We start from the raw sequence: 15,445 nt of genomic DNA, 5'->3' as shown, positions 1-15,445 counted from the left end.
CGTAGACCAGCGGGTCGATGTTGACCGTGCCGATCTTCTCGCCGTTCAACTTCACCTTGCTGTCGATGTCGATCCAGCGCATGTCCACGCGCAGGGCGCCCTTCTCGCCGATCGCGAAGTCCACGCCCGCATGCGCGGCCAGGCCCCACGAATCCTGCAGCTTCAGGCGGCTGTCCTTCAGCGCACCGGTGGTGTCTTCGCTGAAGAAGGTGGTGTAGTTCACGCCCGCACCGATGAACGGCGACACCTTGCCCTTGCTGTTGAAGTGGTACTGCAGGGTCACCACCGGCGGCAGCTGCTTGGTGCTGCCGACGCGGCCCAGGCCGCTGATGTTGATGTCGTGCTTGAACGGCAGCGCGGCCAGCACTTCGATGCCCAGGTTGTCGGCGATGAAGTACTCACCGGTGATGGTCGGCTTGACGTCGTTGTCGACGTCGACCTTCAGGGTGCCGTTGGCCAGCCAGCCGTTGTTCGACTTCGGCGCCACCTGGTGCACGCCGGCCGAAACGGTCCAGTCGCCCTTGGACTGGGCCATGGCCGGGGCGGCGGCGAGGGACAGGGCGGCGGCCAGGCCGGCCAGGATCAGGGGGGAGGTCTTGCGCATGGGGGTGATCTCGTTGCTGGGTGGATGGGGCCAGTGTCGGCCTCACGCCACGCTAACGCTTTGATCCGGATCAAATCCTGTCCGCCGGCCCTCCGCCGGAGGCGCTGGCCCACGGTGGCCAGCCCCGGTTTGCTAGACTTGTGGGCCCTATCCATCCCGCCGCACCTGTCGCGGCCGCAGGAGCTTGAGAACATGGCAATCAAGGTTGGTATCAACGGTTTCGGTCGCATCGGGCGCAACGTCCTGCGCTCGGCGGTGCTGAACTTCGGCGACGACATCGAAATCGTGGCCATCAACGATCTGCTGGAGCCGGACTACCTGGCGTACATGCTCAAGTACGACTCCGTGCACGGCCGCTTCAAGGCCGATGTGTCGGTGCAGGGCAACGACCTGCTGGTCAACGGCAAGAAGATCCGCCTGACCCAGGAACGCGACCCGGCCAACCTGAAGTGGGACGAAGTCGGTGCCGACGTGGTGCTGGAAGCCACCGGCCTGTTCCTGACCAAGGAAACCGCGCAGAAGCACATCGATGCCGGCGCCAAGAAGGTGATCATGTCGGCCCCGTCGAAGGACGACACGCCGATGTTCGTCTACGGCGTGAACGACAAGACCTACGCCGGCCAGGCGATCATCTCCAACGCCTCGTGCACCACCAACTGCCTGGCCCCGCTGGCCAAGGTCATCAACGACAAGTGGGGCATCAAGCGCGGCCTGATGACCACCGTGCATGCGGCCACCGCCACCCAGAAGACCGTCGATGGCCCGTCCAACAAGGACTGGCGCGGCGGCCGTGGCATCCTGGAAAACATCATTCCGTCGTCCACCGGTGCGGCCAAGGCCGTCGGCGTGGTCATCCCGGAACTGAACAAGAAGCTGACCGGCATGAGCTTCCGCGTGCCGACCTCGGACGTGTCGGTGGTCGACCTGACCGTCGAGCTGGAAAAGGAAGCCACCTACGCCGAGATCTGCGCTGAAGTGAAGGCGCAGAGCGAAGGCCCGCTGAAGGGCATCCTGGGCTACACCGAAGACAAGGTGGTGGCCACCGATTTCCGCGGCGAAACCTGCACCTCGGTGTTCGACGCCGATGCCAGCATCGCCCTGGACGGCACCTTCGTCAAGCTGGTGACCTGGTACGACAACGAGTGGGGCTACTCGAACAAGTGCCTGGAAATGGCCAAGGTCATCGCCGCCAAGTAAGGCCGGTGTAGATCGAAGACGGACCCCGGCCTGGCCGGGGTTCGTCGTTTATGGGGCCAGCCCTGTCGTAGCATGGGGCGGTCGACCGCTGCCGCTGGGGCGCGGGAACGCAATGGAAGCATGCAATGGAAGCACTGATAGCCCTGGTCGTACTGGTCCTGCTGGCCATCCCGCTGCTGCTGGTAGTGGCGTTGGTGATGATTGCCGGCCTGCGCCGTCGTGTCGCCGCGCTGGAAAGCGCGATGGCCGCTGCGCCTGCCGCTGCCAAGCCGGCCGTCACCACGCCCGCGCCTGAACGGCCGGTGGTCACGCCCGCGGCCAGTGCCGATCCACCGTTCCTGCGGCCGGTCGCTGCGGCTGCACCGCAACCCCTACAACCGCCGGTGCGAGAGGCCGCGCCCACCGAGGCACCTGCGCCCCGTCCTGCTGCACCACCGCCGGTGCCGGTGCAGCCACCGTTGCCGCCAGAAACGGCGCTGCCGAATTTCATCGAGCGCGGCATCGGTGCGGTCAAACGCTGGTTCACCGAAGGCAACGTACCGGTCAAGATCGGCATGCTGGTGCTGCTGGCCGGTGTCGCCGCACTGCTGAAGTACGTCAGCGATCAGGGTTGGCTTGTGTTGCCGATCGAACTGCGCCTGGCCGGCGTCACCGTGGGCGCGTTGGGGCTGCTTGCGTTCGGCTGGCACCAGCGCGAGCGCCGGCGGATGTTCGCGCTGGCCCTGCAGGGCGGCGCCATCGGCGTGCTGCTGCTGACCATCTTCGCGGCGTTCAAGCGATTCGAGCTGATTCCGCCGGGCTTCGCCTTCGCCAGCTCGATCGCGCTGGTGGCCGGGCTGTGCGTGCTGGCGGTGGTGCAGAACTCGCGCACGCTGGCGGTGCTGGGCATCCTCGCCGGCTTCATGGCGCCGCTGTGGCTGTCCACCGGCAGTGGCAACCACGTGGGCCTGTTCAGCTACTACGCGGTGCTCAACGCGGGCATCTTCGCCATTGCCTGGTTCCGCCCGTGGCGCGCGCTGAACCTGCTGGGCTTCGCCTTCACGTTCGGCATCGGTACGTTCTGGGGCGTGCTGCAGTACGCGCCGGACAAGTTCAGCAGCACCGAACCGTTCCTGCTGCTGTTCTTCGCGTTCTACCTGCTGATCCCGCTGCTGTATGCGCGTCGCCAGCCGGCCGGGCGGCGTGACCTGGTCGATGGCAGCCTGGTGTTCGGCACGCCGCTGGTCGCATTCTCGCTGCAGGCGGGCATGTTGCACGAGCAGCCGATGACGTTGGCGCTGTGCGCGCTGGGGCTGGCCGCGATCTATGCGGTGCTGGCGTGGGCGTTGATCAGGCGGGCGTCGTACACCGTGCTGGCGCAGTCGCATGCGGTGCTGGCAGTGGGCTTTGCCACGCTGGCGGTGCCGCTGGCGCTGTCGGCACGCGCCACCGGCGCGGTGTTCGCGCTGGAAGGTGCGGGGCTGGCATGGCTGGGGCTGCGCCAGAAACGATGGTTGCCACAGGTGTCCGGTGCGCTGTTGCAGATCGGCGCTGCATTCGCCTTCGTGGCCGGCGGCGATCATTGGCACGAGGACCTGCGCTTCCTGATCAATCCCACCGCCATCGGCGCGCTGCTGCTGGCCGTGGCTGGCTTTGCGTCGGCTTGGAGTTACCAGCGCCAGTCGCGCCACGAGATCGCGCTGGTCTACTACCTGTGGGGCCTGCTGTGGTGGCTGGGTGGACTGGTGCATGAGATCACCCGCTTCTTCCCGTACCGCACCGAAGTGGATGCGCTGCTGGTGCTGGCGGCGGTCACGGCATGGCTGGCCGCCGAAGCACAGCGCCACCAGCCGGCCCGTGCGCTGGGCGTGACCGCACTGGCCATGCTGGCGCTGGGCTTCCCGCTGGCCCTGTTGCAGAGCGATGCCCACCACCAGCCGTTCGCCGGCTATGGCGCGCTGGCCTGGGCGCTGTTCGCGGCGCTGGGCGTACGCACGTTGCTGTGCCTGCGCCAGGGCGGCAACACCGTGGCACGCATCGCGCAGTTCCTGTGGTGGCTGCTGTGGCCGTCGCTGCTCTCGCTGCTGGCCCTTTGGGGCGGCGGCGAGGCCGGGCTGGCACAGGGCTGGACGCTGCTGTTGTTCACGCTGCCGTGGCTGCTGATGGCAGCGCTGTCGCTGTGGCGCTGGAACATGCTGCGCTGGCCGTTGGGTGAAGCGTTCGACCGTGTACGCACGCCGCTGCAGTGCGTGCTGTTCGGCCTGCTCTCGATCGGCTGGCTGCTGGGCCAGCTGTTGCCGGGCGACGCTGCCCCGCTGCTGTGGCTGCCGGTGTTGAATCCGGCCGAGCTTGCGCAGTGGCTGAGCCTGCTGCTGCTGGCGCGCTGGCTGTATAGCGATCAGGCACCGCAGGCCGTGCAGAACATCCGCATGCCGTTGCTGTCACTGGCCATATTCGTTGCGTTGACCAGCGTGGTGCTGCATGGCGTGCATCAGTGGGGCGGCCTGGCGTGGAACGCATCGATGATGCGCTTCAGCCTGGCGCAGACCAGCCTGACCGTGTTGTGGAGCGTGCTCGGCGTGATTGCCTGGGTGTGGGGCTCGCGCCGCGGCCAACGTGTGCTGTGGATGGTGGGCGCCGTGCTGATGGGCGTGGTGCTGGCCAAGCTGGTCATCGTCGATCGCCAGCACCTGGGCAACCTGTTGGGCATCGCATCGTTCATCGCCTACGGCCTGCTGTGCACGGTCGTGGGTTATCTGGCACCGGCACCGCCCAGCGCGGCGCCGTCCGTGGAGGAAAAACAATGAGGAAGTGGAGCAGGGCGCTGCTGCCGGTGATGTTCGGCATGCTGGCCGCCGTCGTGGCGCAGGCTGCCATTACCGCAGCCAGTACGCAGAACAGTGGCCGCTGACGCTGTCCAGTGCGCAGTCCGGCGCCTACAGGGTGGTTCTGGAACCGGCGATCTATCGCCGGGCCGGCGCTGCCGACCTGGGCGATCTGCAGGTGTTCAATGCGGCGGGGCAATCGTTGCCCTCGGCATTGCTGGCGCCGGACCAGCCACTGGCACAGCCGCCGGTGCAACGTGAGCTGCCGTGGTTCGCGCTGCCGCCGTTGGCCGAAGCACAGCGCAACGATCTGCAGCTGCTGACCGAACGCGATACCGATGGCCGCGTACGCCGGGTCGAGGCGCGCGTGGGGGGCGGTGTGGTGGCGAACGGGCAGGGCGGTTGGCTGATCGACGCCAGCGTACTCGGCCAGCAGCCAGTGGCGGCGCTGGTGCTGGACTGGGTCGATAGTGGCCAACCCTTGCAGGCGCAGGTGCAGCTGGATGCCAGCGATGATCTGCAACACTGGCGTGCGGTCGGGCGCGACATTCCGCTGGTGGACCTGCAGCGCGCCGGCAAGCGCCTGCTGCAGCGCCGCCTGCAGGTGGACGGTGAGGCACGCTACCTGCGCGTGCTCGCGCAGGGCGATGCACGCCTGCCGACGCTGCGCAGCGTGCTGGCCGAACTGCCGCCTGCCCCGGCCACGCTGCCGTGGGAATGGCTGTCGCTGGAGCCGGTTTCGAAGGGCAAGGGCGAATACACCTTCGAACTGGACGGTCGATTCCCGGTCGCGCGTGCGGACGTGGCCAGCGCCGACAACAGCCTGGTGCAGTGGACGTTGTTCAGCCGCGATGATGAGAGCGCGGAGTGGCAGCGCCGCAGTGCGCCGTGGATCGCCTACCAGCTGCAGCAGGGCGCGCAGGGCCAACGCCAGCAATCGGCGGCCCAGTCGCTGGGGGGCGTGCATCGCGACCGCTACTGGAAGCTGGTTGCGAACCCTGCCGAAACGGCCACCGCGCCGACGCTGCGCCTGGGCTACCAGCCGGAGGTGCTGGTGTTCCTGAGCCAGGGCGCGGCGCCGTATGCCCTGGCCGTCGGCAGTTCGACCGCGCGCCGGATGGAGGCGCCGATCGGTGTGCTGATCGAGGAACTGCGCCAGCGCAATGATCCGTCATGGCAGCCGACGCTGGCGCGGCTGGAGGGCCGCCCCGAGCCGCTGGCCGGCGAGGTGGCGCTGAAGCCGCAGCATGATTGGAAGTCGTGGCTGCTGTGGGCGTTGCTGGGGCTGGGTGTGTTGGTGGTGGGTGGCCTGGCGGTCAGCCTGCTTCGGCAGAAGCCGGCGCCTTCGGCGTAGTTGCCGGCGAACGGCGCAGCCCCTCGTGGGTGGCCGTAGCGTCGGTAGAGTCGAGCTTGCTCGACTGCAAAGCTGCGCTTGGCCGGGCGGGTGGGCTGGGCAGGGGACGCCGTAAACCCGTCCTTGGGGGCTTAGCCGCGCCATCCATGGCGCGGATACCCCTGCCCAGCCCACACCGCCCCGGCCCACCCACAGCGTTACAAGGCGCCAGCGCTCTGGCTGTTGCTGTTGCCCTGCGCCTCTGCCTGCCGCAGGCATCGGCCCTCCTACCACCCGCACCCGATACAATGGCCGTCTGCCGTAGCCCGGCATCCCGTCCCTGAGCCAAAGAGTTGCCCATGTCCATCGTCCGCATGACCGACCTCTCCGGCAAGCGCGTGCTGATCCGCCAGGATCTGAACGTGCCGATCGAGAATGGCCGCATCACCTCCGAACAGCGCATCACCGCTTCGCTGCCGACGCTCAAGCGCGCGCTGGAGCAGGGCGCGGCGGTGATGGTCACCTCGCACCTGGGGCGCCCGAAGGAAGGCGTGTGGAGCGAGGCCGATTCGCTGGCGCCGGTCGCCGCACGCCTGTCCGAGCTGCTCGGCCGCGAAGTGCCGCTGGTGCGCGACTGGGTCGACGGTGTCGACGTGCAGCCGGGCCAGCTGGTGCTGCTGGAAAACTGCCGCATGAACGTGGGCGAGGGCAAGGATGACGAGGCCCTGTCGAAGAAGTACGCCGCGCTGTGCGACGTGTTCGTGATGGACGCGTTCGGCACCGCGCACCGCGCCCAGGCCTCGACCCATGGCGTGATCCGCTTCGCTCCGGTCGCCGCCGGTGGCCCGTTGCTGATGGCCGAACTGGACGCACTGGCAAAGGCGCTGGATGCCCCGGCCAAGCCGTTGCTGGCCATCGTCGCCGGCAGCAAGGTCAGCACCAAGCTGGAACTGCTGGCCAACCTGGTCGGCAAGGTCGATCAGCTGATCGTCGGTGGCGGCATCGCCAACACCTTCATCGCCGCCGCCGGCTACAACGTCGGCAAGTCGCTGTACGAACCGGACCTGCTGGACACCGCGAAGAAGATCGTGGCCGATGCCAAGGCGCGTGGCGCCGACATTCCGCTGCCGGTCGACGTGGTCACCGCCAAGCAGTTCCTGCCCGATGCCGTGGCGGAAGTGAAGGCGGTCGACGCCGTCGCCGAGGACGATCTGATCCTGGACATCGGCCCGCAGACCGCGGCGCAGTACGCACAGCTGATCGAGAAGGCCGGCACCGTGGTCTGGAACGGCCCGGTCGGTGTGTTCGAATTCGAAGCCTTCAGCAAGGGCACCGAAGCGCTGGCCCGCGCCATCGCCAGCTCGAAGGCGTTCTCCATCGCCGGCGGCGGTGACACCCTGGCCGCCGTTGACAAGTTCGATATCGCTGGCGACGTCAGCTACATCTCCACCGGCGGTGGTGCGTTCCTGGAGTTCCTGGAAGGCAAGACGCTGCCGGCCGTGGCGGCCCTCGACGCGCGCGGCGCATGAGCACCGATCGCAGCAGGGATGTCCTGTTCTTCGACCTCGACGGTACGCTGATCGATTCGCAGGTCGGCATTACCGCGTGCATCGCCTATGCGCTGCAGAAGATGGACCATCCGGTACCGCCGCAGGAGACACTGCTGGGCTGGATCGGTCCGTCGCTGCGCACCACCTTCGCGCCGTTGTTCGTTGAACCGGCGCGGGTGGAACAGGCGGTGGGCTACTACCGTGAACGCTTCGACGCCGAGGGCTGGCGCGAGCACACGGTGTACCCGCAGGTGGAAGACACCCTGCGCACGCTGCATGGTCGTGGCCACCGCCTGGCGGTGGTCACCGCCAAGAACGAACCGCATGCGCGCCGCATCCTTGCCCACCTGCCGTTCGGCGGGCTGTTCGAGGAGATCATCGGTTCGACCCTGGACGGCTCGCGCAGCCACAAGCCGGAGCTGGTCGGCGAGGCGCTGCGCCGGCTGCAGGTGCAGCCCGCACAGTGCTGGATGATCGGCGACCGCCGCATGGATATCGAAGGCGCGCGTCACCACGGCCTGCGCAGTGTCGGTGTGCTGTGGGGCTTTGGCGGCGAAGCGGAACTCACCGAAGCCGGCGCCGGCCAGCTGGCCCGTGAGCCGGCACAGCTGGAAACGCTGCTGGCCTAGCTCCCTGTAGAGCCGGGCACGGGCTCGGCTCTACAGAACTCCCTGCGCCAGCGTATGTCCGGACCATGTCCGTTCCATGACCCGCGAAGTCAGGCAGCACAAGGCTGTAACCGTATACATGCGGCGTGAAGGATGTGCTAATTTCCGTTCTTTATCGGGAGAGGCCCCTTCACCATGTTCGAGCGTCAGCGTCGCACCAAGATCCTTGCCACCCTCGGCCCGGCCACTGATCCGCCGGGCGTGCTGGAGGATCTGTTCCGCGCCGGCGTCAACGTGGTGCGCCTGAACTTCAGCCACGGCGATCCGTCCGGCCAGGCCAAGCGTGCCGCCGAAGTGCGCGCCGCTGCGGCCCGCGTCGGCGTGGAAGTGGGCATCCTGGCCGATCTGCCGGGCCCGAAGATCCGCATCGAGCGCTTCGCCGAAGGCAAGGTGCAGCTGAAGGCGGGCGACCGCTTCGACCTGATCGCCAGCGAGAACGCCGGCCTCGGCAGTGCCAGCCAGGTCGGCGTCAGCTACCTCGGCCTGCCGCAGGACGTGGGCCCGGGCGACGTGCTGCTGCTCGATGACGGCCTGATGCAGTTGCAGGTGGTGGAAGTGCAGGGTGACCGCATCGTCAACACCGTGCTCAACGATGGCGTGCTGTCCGACCGCAAGGGCCTGAACAAGCAGGGCGGTGGCCTGTCGCTGGGTGCGCTGACCGAGCGTGACAAGGAACTGATCGGCATCGTTGCCAAGATCGGCGTCGACTTCATCGCCGTGTCGTTCTGCCGCAACGCGCAGGACATGAACGACGCGCGTGACATCGCCCGCTCGCACGGCTGCGATGCCGCGCTGGTGTCGAAGATCGAACGTACCGAAGCGATCGAGAACCTGGAAGAAATCGTCGAGGCCAGCGACGTGGTGATGGTCGCCCGTGGCGACCTCGGCGTGGAAATCGGCGATGCCGAGCTGCCGGGCCTGCAGAAGAAGATCATCAAGGCCTCGCTGGCGCAGAACAAGGTGGTGATCACCGCCACGCAGATGCTGCAGTCGATGGTGGAAAGCCCGATCCCGACCCGCGCCGAAGTGCTGGACGTGGCCAACTCGGTCATCGACGGTACCGATGCGGTGATGCTCTCGGCCGAAACCGCCGCCGGCGCCTATCCGGTCAAGGCCGTGGAAGCGATGGCGCGCATCTGCCTGGGCGCCGAGCGCCAGTTCCAGACCGAGACCGACTTCAACGCCTCGCCGCGCAACCTGGAACGCGCCGACCAGGCCATCGCCATGGCCACCATGTTCCTGTCGCAGCACGTGGGCGTGCGCGCGATCGTGGCGATGACCGAATCCGGCGGTACCGCGCGCTACCTGTCGCGTTTCCGCGCCAAGGCACCGGTGTTCGCGGTCACCCGCCACGACGGTGCCCGTCGCCAGATGGCGCTGATGCGCGATGTCTATCCGATCAATTTCGACAGCCGCGGCCTGACCCCGCGCGAAGCCGCACGCGGCAGCATCCGCCTGCTGGTGGAATCGGAACTGCTGCAGGCCGGTGACCGCGTGGTGTTCACCAGTGGCGAGCACATGGAAACCCTGGGTGCGACCAACACCTTGCGCCTGCTGGAAGTGGGCGAAGACGGCCGCGCCAGCGGCCTGGGCGATCTGTAAGAGACGGACTGCATCGGGCCGGAACCCTGCGCGGGTCCGGCCCCCGGGGCCGGACGCCAACGTGGCTCTGGCCCGGTCGTGGCAGGTCAACGTCTGTCCTGTGCGGACATTGGAATCGTTTCCATCCTGGCCTCGACGTCGAGGCAACGGGTGGCGGGGCTATACTTACGTTTTTCCCGCACCCGCCACAGGAAGTACATGAGCATCGAACAGCTGGCTGAAACCGCCCAGGCCATGGTTGCCCCGGGCAAGGGCATCATCGCGATCGACGAATCCACCGCTACCATCGCCAAGCGTTTCGCTGGCGTCGGTATCGAGAACACCGAGGAGAACCGTCGCGCCTACCGCGAACTGCTGCTGACCACGCCGAAGCTCAACGAGCACATTTCCGGCGCCATCCTGTACGACGAAACCATCCGCCAGTCGACCAGGGACGGCGTGCCGTTCGCCAAGTACATGGCCGACCACGGCATGATTCCGGGCATCAAGGTGGACAAGGGTGCGCACCCGCTGGCCGGCTGCCCGGGCGAGCTGGTGACCGAAGGCCTGGACGGCCTGCGCGAGCGCCTGCAGGAGTACTACAAGCTGGGTGCGCGCTTCGCCAAGTGGCGTGCGGTCATCAACATCGGTGAGAGCATCCCGTCGGGCACCTGCATCGAGTCCAACGCCCACGCGCTGGCCCGTTATGCCGCCCTGTGCCAGGAATGCGGCCTGGTGCCGATGGTCGAGCCGGAAGTGATCATGGACGGCGACCACGACATCGAGACCTGCTACGAAGTCACCGAAGCCACCCTGCGCTCGCTGTTCGATGCGCTGTACCAGCAGAACGTGCTGCTGGAAGGCACCATCCTGAAGGCATCGATGGTCATCTCCGGCAAGGGCTGCGACGAGCAGGCCGACGTCGAGGAAGTGGCCGAGTCGACCGTGATGTGCCTGAAGAGCACCGTGCCGGCGATCCTGCCGGGCGTGGTGTTCCTGTCCGGTGGCCAGACCGACGAACAGTCGACTGAGCACCTGAACGCGATGAACCAGCTGGGCAACCTGCCGTGGCCGCTGAGCTTCTCCTACGGCCGCGCCATGCAGCAGGCCGCCCTGAAGCTGTGGGCCAAGGACATGAAGGGCAACTACGCTGCTGCCCAGAAGACCGTGTACGAGCGCGCCAAGGACAACGGCCTGGCCGCGCTGGGCAAGTGGAACGGCTGATTGGTTCCATTGCTGGATGAAAAGGCAGCGCCGGCATCACGCCGGCGTTTGCTTTTGCGGGTATCTTTTCCGCCCCCGCGTACCCGGCCGGTACGTGGGAACGACATGGAAGGCCAAGGAGAAACAACATGCGTTTGGCAGCACTTACACTGGCCGTTGCCGCGGTCCTGGTCGCCGGCGGTTGCAACCGCATCGGTGCGGGCATGGATGCGGGCAAGGCCGCGTCGCTCGAATTCGACAAGCCGGTGTCCGGCGAGATCACCACGCGCAGCGGCATCAACTTCAACGACGGCAGCCATCACCAGCTTTACCAGATCAAGCTGGACGACAACGACCTGGTTGGCCTGAAGCTGACCGGCAGGCTCAGCGGTTCGATCGCCGTGTTCAACAACGGCAGCCTGGTATCCACCAGCAATACCGTCTACGAGCGCGAGGGCGACGTCTCGGTGGCATTCCGTGCCAGTGGTGGCGGCACCTACCAGGTGGCGGTCAATGCCGATGGCCCGTCCGCCTTCGGTCCGTACCGCCTGCGTGCGGAGAAGCTGAAGCCGTACGACGGCAAGCCACTGGTGGGCGGTGGCGAGATCGTCGACATGCTGGGCGGCGACTCGCAGGACTACATCCTGCAGGTGGAGAAGGAAGGCCTGTACGAGATCCGGCTGGTGTCGGATGCCTTCGATCCGGTGCTGAAGGTGTCCGGCCAGGGCGTGGATGCCGAGAACGACGATAGCAGTGACAGCACCAACTCACGCCTGAGCCTGTCGCTGAAGCCGGGCAAGTACACCCTGACCGCGCGCGGCCTCGGTGACGGCGTCACTGGCATGTTCACCCTGTCGGCGACCCGCATCGAACTGCCGGGCAATCTGGTCGAGCGCGATGGCACCGCACTGCCGAGCACGGGCAGCGTGTACACGATGCTCGACAACGAAGGTCGCCGCCGCTTCCTGCTGACCCTGGATCGTCCGGCCGATGTGCGCCTGGATGCGATTTCCAGCCAGGTCGACACCGTGCTGCGCGTGGTCGGCGCCAATGTCGAGCTGTCCGACGATGATGGTGGCAATGGCACCAACGCACGCCTGCAGGAAACGTTGCCAGCCGGGCACTACACCGTCGACGTGACCAGCGTGAACAACGGCGCGGGCCTGGTGGAAGTGCGCGTGCAGGTGGATGGGGCCAGCGCCGACGGCGCCGCTGCCTCGGCGGCACGTGCCGCGGCCGACGCGGCAGCCGTTGCCGACGATGACGCTGCGGTGGAAGCGGCGAGCCGTTGAGGCAGATCCACCCCTTGTGTGGATGACATCGACGATGCAACGGAAAAGGCCGGGCAATGCCCGGCCTTTTCCTTTCCGCGGAACAGTGCGGCTCAATGTGCGGCAGCGAAGCCTGTATCGCCCAGTGGTGGCAGCAGCGGGCTGCGCGACTCGCTCTCCATGCTCTGCCCGGCGGCTGCCAGCGCCTGCTGGTAGGCCTTGGCGGTGGCGGTATTGAACGCAACCAGCACGATGCGCATCGGCTGTGCATGGCTGCGCTGCCACGCCAGCGTTTCGGTCACCGCGATCTGCGCGGCCTGGTACAGCGGATAGCCGTACACGCCGCAGCTGATTGCCGGGAACGCGATCGACTGCACGCCCAGGGATTCGGCCAGCTGCAAGGACTTCCAATAGCAGTTGGCCAGCAGCGCCGGTTCGTCACGCTGGCCGTCGTGCCAGACCGGTCCCACCGTGTGCAGCACATGCCGCGCCGGCAATGCGTAGGCGCCGGTGGCGCGCACTTCGCCGGTCGGGCAACGCACGCCCGGGCGAAGCTCTGGCAACTGTTCGCATTCGGCCAGCAGTGCCGGGCCGGCGGCGCGATGGATCGCACCGTCGACACCACCGCCACCGAGCAATGTCTCATTGGCCGCGTTGACGATCGCATCCACCGCCAGGGTCGTGATGTCGCCCTGCCAAACTTCGATCTTCATGCGTCCGTCTCCTGCCTGTGAGGTGTTCCGCGCAGCATCTGCGCCGGCTGTTCCCACGGTAGGGGACAGGGCATCGATACTGCGTCATGACCGTCTCACGCGCTGCGATCCGACGGCCTTCACGCACGATGGCGGGCGGCGCCTTCACGTAGGCTGAAGCAGGTGGGGTTTGTGACGGGCGGCAGCGCCGGGCCGTGCCCGCCGGAATGCGTCACGGCAGCCCGGCCAGCCAGTCGTCGTCGGACCCTTCGTTCACATCGGCGAACAGCGGCGTGGAGAAGTAGCGTTCACCGGTGTCTGGCAGCATCGCCAGGATCACCGAGCCCGGTTCGGCACGCGCGGCCACATCCAGCGCGCTGGCCACGGTGGCACCGGCAGAGATACCGACGAAGATGCCTTCCTCGGCGGCCAGGCGGCGCGCGGTGGCGATCGCGCGGTCATCTTCGACCGACACCAGTTCGTCCACCACATCGCGGTTGAGCACGTCGGGCACGAAGTCCGGCGTCCAGCCCTGGATCTTGTGCGGCTTCCAGTCATCGCCCTTGAGCAGTGCGGCGCCGGCCGGCTCGGTGGCGATGATGCGGGTCTGCGGGCGCGCGACCTTCAGCACTTCGCCCACACCGGTGAGCGTGCCGCCGGTGCCCCAGCCGCTGACGAAATAGTCCAGCCGCTTGCCGGCGAAGTCGCGCAGGATCTCGGCGGCGGTGGTGTTGCGGTGATACGCCGGGTTGGCCGGGTTGGCGAACTGGCTGGCGAGGAACCAGCCATGCTCTTCGGCCAGTTCGCGCGCCCTGCGCACCATGCCGCTGCCGCGTTCGGCGGCCGGGGTCAGGATCACCTTGGCGCCATAGGCGCGCATCAGCTTGCGGCGTTCCACCGAGAAGGTCTCGACCATGGTGGCCACGAACTTGTAGCCGCGCGCGGCGGCGACCATCGCCAGCGCCACGCCGGTATTGCCGGAGGTCGCTTCGACGATCGTGTCGCCGGGCTTGAGCAGGCCACGTGCTTCGGCATCGAGGATGATCGCCAGCGCCACGCGGTCCTTCACCGAGCCGCCCGGGTTGAACGACTCGACCTTGGCGTAGACGCTGACCTGCGGTGGCGCCAGGCGCTGCAGCTTGACGATGGGGGTGTTGCCGACGGTATCGAGGATGGAGTCGTACAGGGCCATGGAAGCGCTCCGGAAACGGGGCCGCGCCGGGCTTCGGCGGGCGAAGGGGGAGGGCTGGCTGTTCAGGCCAGCGGCTGCCGGCTGACCGTAGCGCCGGCATATGACGCCCGGAAATGACCAGATACCTTTCTTAAACAACCTTTGGTTATAAGCTGGTGACGGCAATAGACCCTAGAGTGGACCTCCGCCCCCTTGCGCCCCCGCCTCCCATGACGCTGACCCAGCTGCGCTATCTGGTTGCCATCGCCGACGCCGAGCTGAACATCACGCTGGCCGCCTCGCGCGTGCACGCCACCCAGCCGGGCCTGTCCAAGCAGCTCAAGCAGCTGGAGGACGAGCTCGGCTTCCTGTTGTTCGTGCGCAAGGGGCGCAGCCTGGAATCGGTCACCCCGGCCGGGACCGAGGTCATCGCCCGCGCCCGCGCGGTGCTGGCCGAGGCCAACAACATCCGCACCTATGCCGCCAACCAGCGCCGCGAGAGCCAGGGCCAGCTGATCCTGACCACCACCCACACCCAGGCGCGCTTCGTGCTGCCGCCGGCGGTGGCGGCGATCAAGCAGGCGTATCCGCAGGTCAGCGTGCATCTGCAGCAGGCCGGTGAAGCCGACGCGCTGGACCGCTTGAACCAGGGGGACGCCGATATCGCCATCATCAGCACGGCCGGCGGTGAGCCGACCGATGGCATCGCCGTGCCGTTGTTCCGCTGGCGGCGTCTGGTGGTGGTGCCCAAGGGGCACCCGCTGGACCGCGCCGGCCGCGCGCCGGACCTGGCGGCGCTGGCCCGGCAACCGCTGATCAGCTACGAATCCTCGACACGGCCGAATTCCTCGCTGCAGCGAGCCTTTGCTGGCCACGGCCTGGTGCCGGACCTGGCGCTGACCGCGCTGGATGCCGATCTGATCAAGACCTACGTGCGTACCGGGCTGGGCGTGGGGCTGCTGGCCGAGATGGCGGTCAGTTCCAACGATGAGGACCTGCGCTCGTGGCCGGCCCCGGCGCCGATCACCGAGTGCATTGCGTGGGCGGTGCTGCCGCGCGACCGCGTGCTGCGCGATTACGCGCTGGAGCTGGTGCATGTGCTGGCACCGCAGATCGATCCGCGCGACCTGCGTCGGGTGCTGGATGGCAACCAGGCTGCGGCGTGGCCGGTACCCCCGACCTGGGAGTCACTGACCCAGACCATCACGGTCTGAGGTTGGTCGAGCAGGGCTTGCAGCCCTGCACCCGCAGAATCAACGGCAACGGCAACGTCAAAAGCTTGCATTCCGTGGGATGGCGGGGCGGTGTCGGAGTGCGGGGACGCCGTAAACCCATCCATGGGGGCTTAGCCGCGCCATCCATGGCGCGGAT

The 15,445-nt window shown here is 67.4% G+C and carries 11 protein-coding genes and 1 pseudogene; 9 read left to right on the top strand and 3 right to left on the bottom strand.

The features are described from left to right. Nucleotides 1-604 (bottom strand): OmpW family outer membrane protein (locus N7590_RS19835; RefSeq protein WP_279935817.1); only part of this gene is annotated, 604 nt, incomplete at its 3' end. A 192-nt stretch (nucleotides 605-796) separates the two neighbouring features. Here N7590_RS19835 and gap point away from each other — a divergent pair. The 8 genes and pseudogenes from gap to N7590_RS19795 all read left to right on the top strand — a co-directional run bounded on the left by gap (nucleotide 797) and on the right by N7590_RS19795 (nucleotide 12,232). Next, nucleotides 797-1,801: a type I glyceraldehyde-3-phosphate dehydrogenase gene (gene gap / locus N7590_RS19830; RefSeq protein ID WP_164241676.1), complete on the top strand. Its 1,005-nt coding sequence runs from the start codon at nucleotides 797-799 to the stop codon at nucleotides 1,799-1,801. Nucleotides 1,802-1,926: 125 nt separating this feature from the next. Continuing rightward, nucleotides 1,927-4,587, top strand: a complete 2,661-nt coding sequence (locus N7590_RS19825; RefSeq protein WP_164241675.1) for a DUF2339 domain-containing protein — start codon at nucleotides 1,927-1,929, stop codon at nucleotides 4,585-4,587. Beyond that, nucleotides 4,584-5,959: pseudogene (locus N7590_RS19820) on the top strand (DUF3999 domain-containing protein). The gene N7590_RS19825 and the pseudogene N7590_RS19820 overlap by 4 nt, the downstream one beginning before the upstream one ends. Nucleotides 5,960-6,297: 338 nt before the next feature. Next, nucleotides 6,298-7,467, top strand: a complete 1,170-nt coding sequence (locus N7590_RS19815; protein ID WP_279935815.1) for a phosphoglycerate kinase — start codon at nucleotides 6,298-6,300, stop codon at nucleotides 7,465-7,467. After that, nucleotides 7,464-8,117 carry an HAD hydrolase-like protein gene (locus N7590_RS19810; protein WP_053450651.1) on the top strand — a complete coding sequence of 218 codons (654 nt, stop codon included), beginning with the start codon at nucleotides 7,464-7,466 and terminating at the stop codon, nucleotides 8,115-8,117. The genes N7590_RS19815 and N7590_RS19810 overlap by 4 nt, the downstream gene beginning before the upstream one ends. A 174-nt stretch (nucleotides 8,118-8,291) precedes the next feature. Next, complete coding sequence (gene pyk / locus N7590_RS19805; protein ID WP_164242940.1) at nucleotides 8,292-9,758, top strand: pyruvate kinase; 1,467 nt, start codon at nucleotides 8,292-8,294, stop codon at nucleotides 9,756-9,758. A 198-nt stretch (nucleotides 9,759-9,956) separates the two neighbouring features. Further along, nucleotides 9,957-10,961 carry a class I fructose-bisphosphate aldolase gene (locus N7590_RS19800; RefSeq protein ID WP_053450649.1) on the top strand — a complete coding sequence of 335 codons (1,005 nt, stop codon included), beginning with the start codon at nucleotides 9,957-9,959 and terminating at the stop codon, nucleotides 10,959-10,961. Nucleotides 10,962-11,089: 128 nt separating this feature from the next. Further along, complete coding sequence (locus tag N7590_RS19795; protein WP_164242941.1) at nucleotides 11,090-12,232, top strand: ABC transporter substrate-binding protein; 1,143 nt, start codon at nucleotides 11,090-11,092, stop codon at nucleotides 12,230-12,232. A gap of 92 nt (nucleotides 12,233-12,324) precedes the next feature. On the opposite strand, the gene N7590_RS19790 is transcribed toward N7590_RS19795, so the two are convergent. Both N7590_RS19790 and cysK read right to left on the bottom strand, forming a co-directional pair. Then, nucleotides 12,325-12,924, bottom strand: coding sequence for an O-acetyl-ADP-ribose deacetylase (locus tag N7590_RS19790; RefSeq protein ID WP_053450647.1), 600 nt, complete (start codon nucleotides 12,922-12,924; stop codon nucleotides 12,325-12,327). Nucleotides 12,925-13,135: 211 nt separating this feature from the next. Continuing rightward, complete coding sequence (gene cysK / locus N7590_RS19785; RefSeq protein ID WP_164242942.1) at nucleotides 13,136-14,095, bottom strand: cysteine synthase A; 960 nt, start codon at nucleotides 14,093-14,095, stop codon at nucleotides 13,136-13,138. A 209-nt stretch (nucleotides 14,096-14,304) separates the two neighbouring features. Here cysK and N7590_RS19780 point away from each other — a divergent pair, with 209 nt between their 5' ends. Further along, on the top strand, nucleotides 14,305-15,288 hold the full coding sequence (locus tag N7590_RS19780) for a LysR family transcriptional regulator (RefSeq protein ID WP_164088064.1): 984 nt from the start codon (nucleotides 14,305-14,307) through the stop codon (nucleotides 15,286-15,288). Nucleotides 15,289-15,445: the final 157 nt, after the last annotated feature.

This window comes from Stenotrophomonas sp. GD04024 (genome assembly GCF_029837545.1).
Taxonomy (GTDB): Bacteria; Pseudomonadota; Gammaproteobacteria; order Xanthomonadales; family Xanthomonadaceae; genus Stenotrophomonas; species Stenotrophomonas forensis.
Note: the sequence above shows the minus strand (reverse complement) of the source record. Positions and strands in the feature narration are given on the sequence as shown.

Coding starts and splice junctions, on each gene's coding strand:
- N7590_RS19815 (WP_279935815.1), top strand. CDS start 6,298: ATGTCCATCGTCCGCATGACCGACCTCTCCGGCAAGCGCGTGCTGATC.
- gap (WP_164241676.1), top strand. CDS start 797: ATGGCAATCAAGGTTGGTATCAACGGTTTCGGTCGCATCGGGCGCAAC.
- N7590_RS19780 (WP_164088064.1), top strand. CDS start 14,305: ATGACGCTGACCCAGCTGCGCTATCTGGTTGCCATCGCCGACGCCGAG.
- N7590_RS19800 (WP_053450649.1), top strand. CDS start 9,957: ATGAGCATCGAACAGCTGGCTGAAACCGCCCAGGCCATGGTTGCCCCG.
- cysK (WP_164242942.1), bottom strand. CDS start 14,095: ATGGCCCTGTACGACTCCATCCTCGATACCGTCGGCAACACCCCCATC.
- N7590_RS19810 (WP_053450651.1), top strand. CDS start 7,464: ATGAGCACCGATCGCAGCAGGGATGTCCTGTTCTTCGACCTCGACGGT.
- N7590_RS19795 (WP_164242941.1), top strand. CDS start 11,090: ATGCGTTTGGCAGCACTTACACTGGCCGTTGCCGCGGTCCTGGTCGCC.
- N7590_RS19825 (WP_164241675.1), top strand. CDS start 1,927: ATGGAAGCACTGATAGCCCTGGTCGTACTGGTCCTGCTGGCCATCCCG.
- N7590_RS19790 (WP_053450647.1), bottom strand. CDS start 12,924: ATGAAGATCGAAGTTTGGCAGGGCGACATCACGACCCTGGCGGTGGAT.
- pyk (WP_164242940.1), top strand. CDS start 8,292: ATGTTCGAGCGTCAGCGTCGCACCAAGATCCTTGCCACCCTCGGCCCG.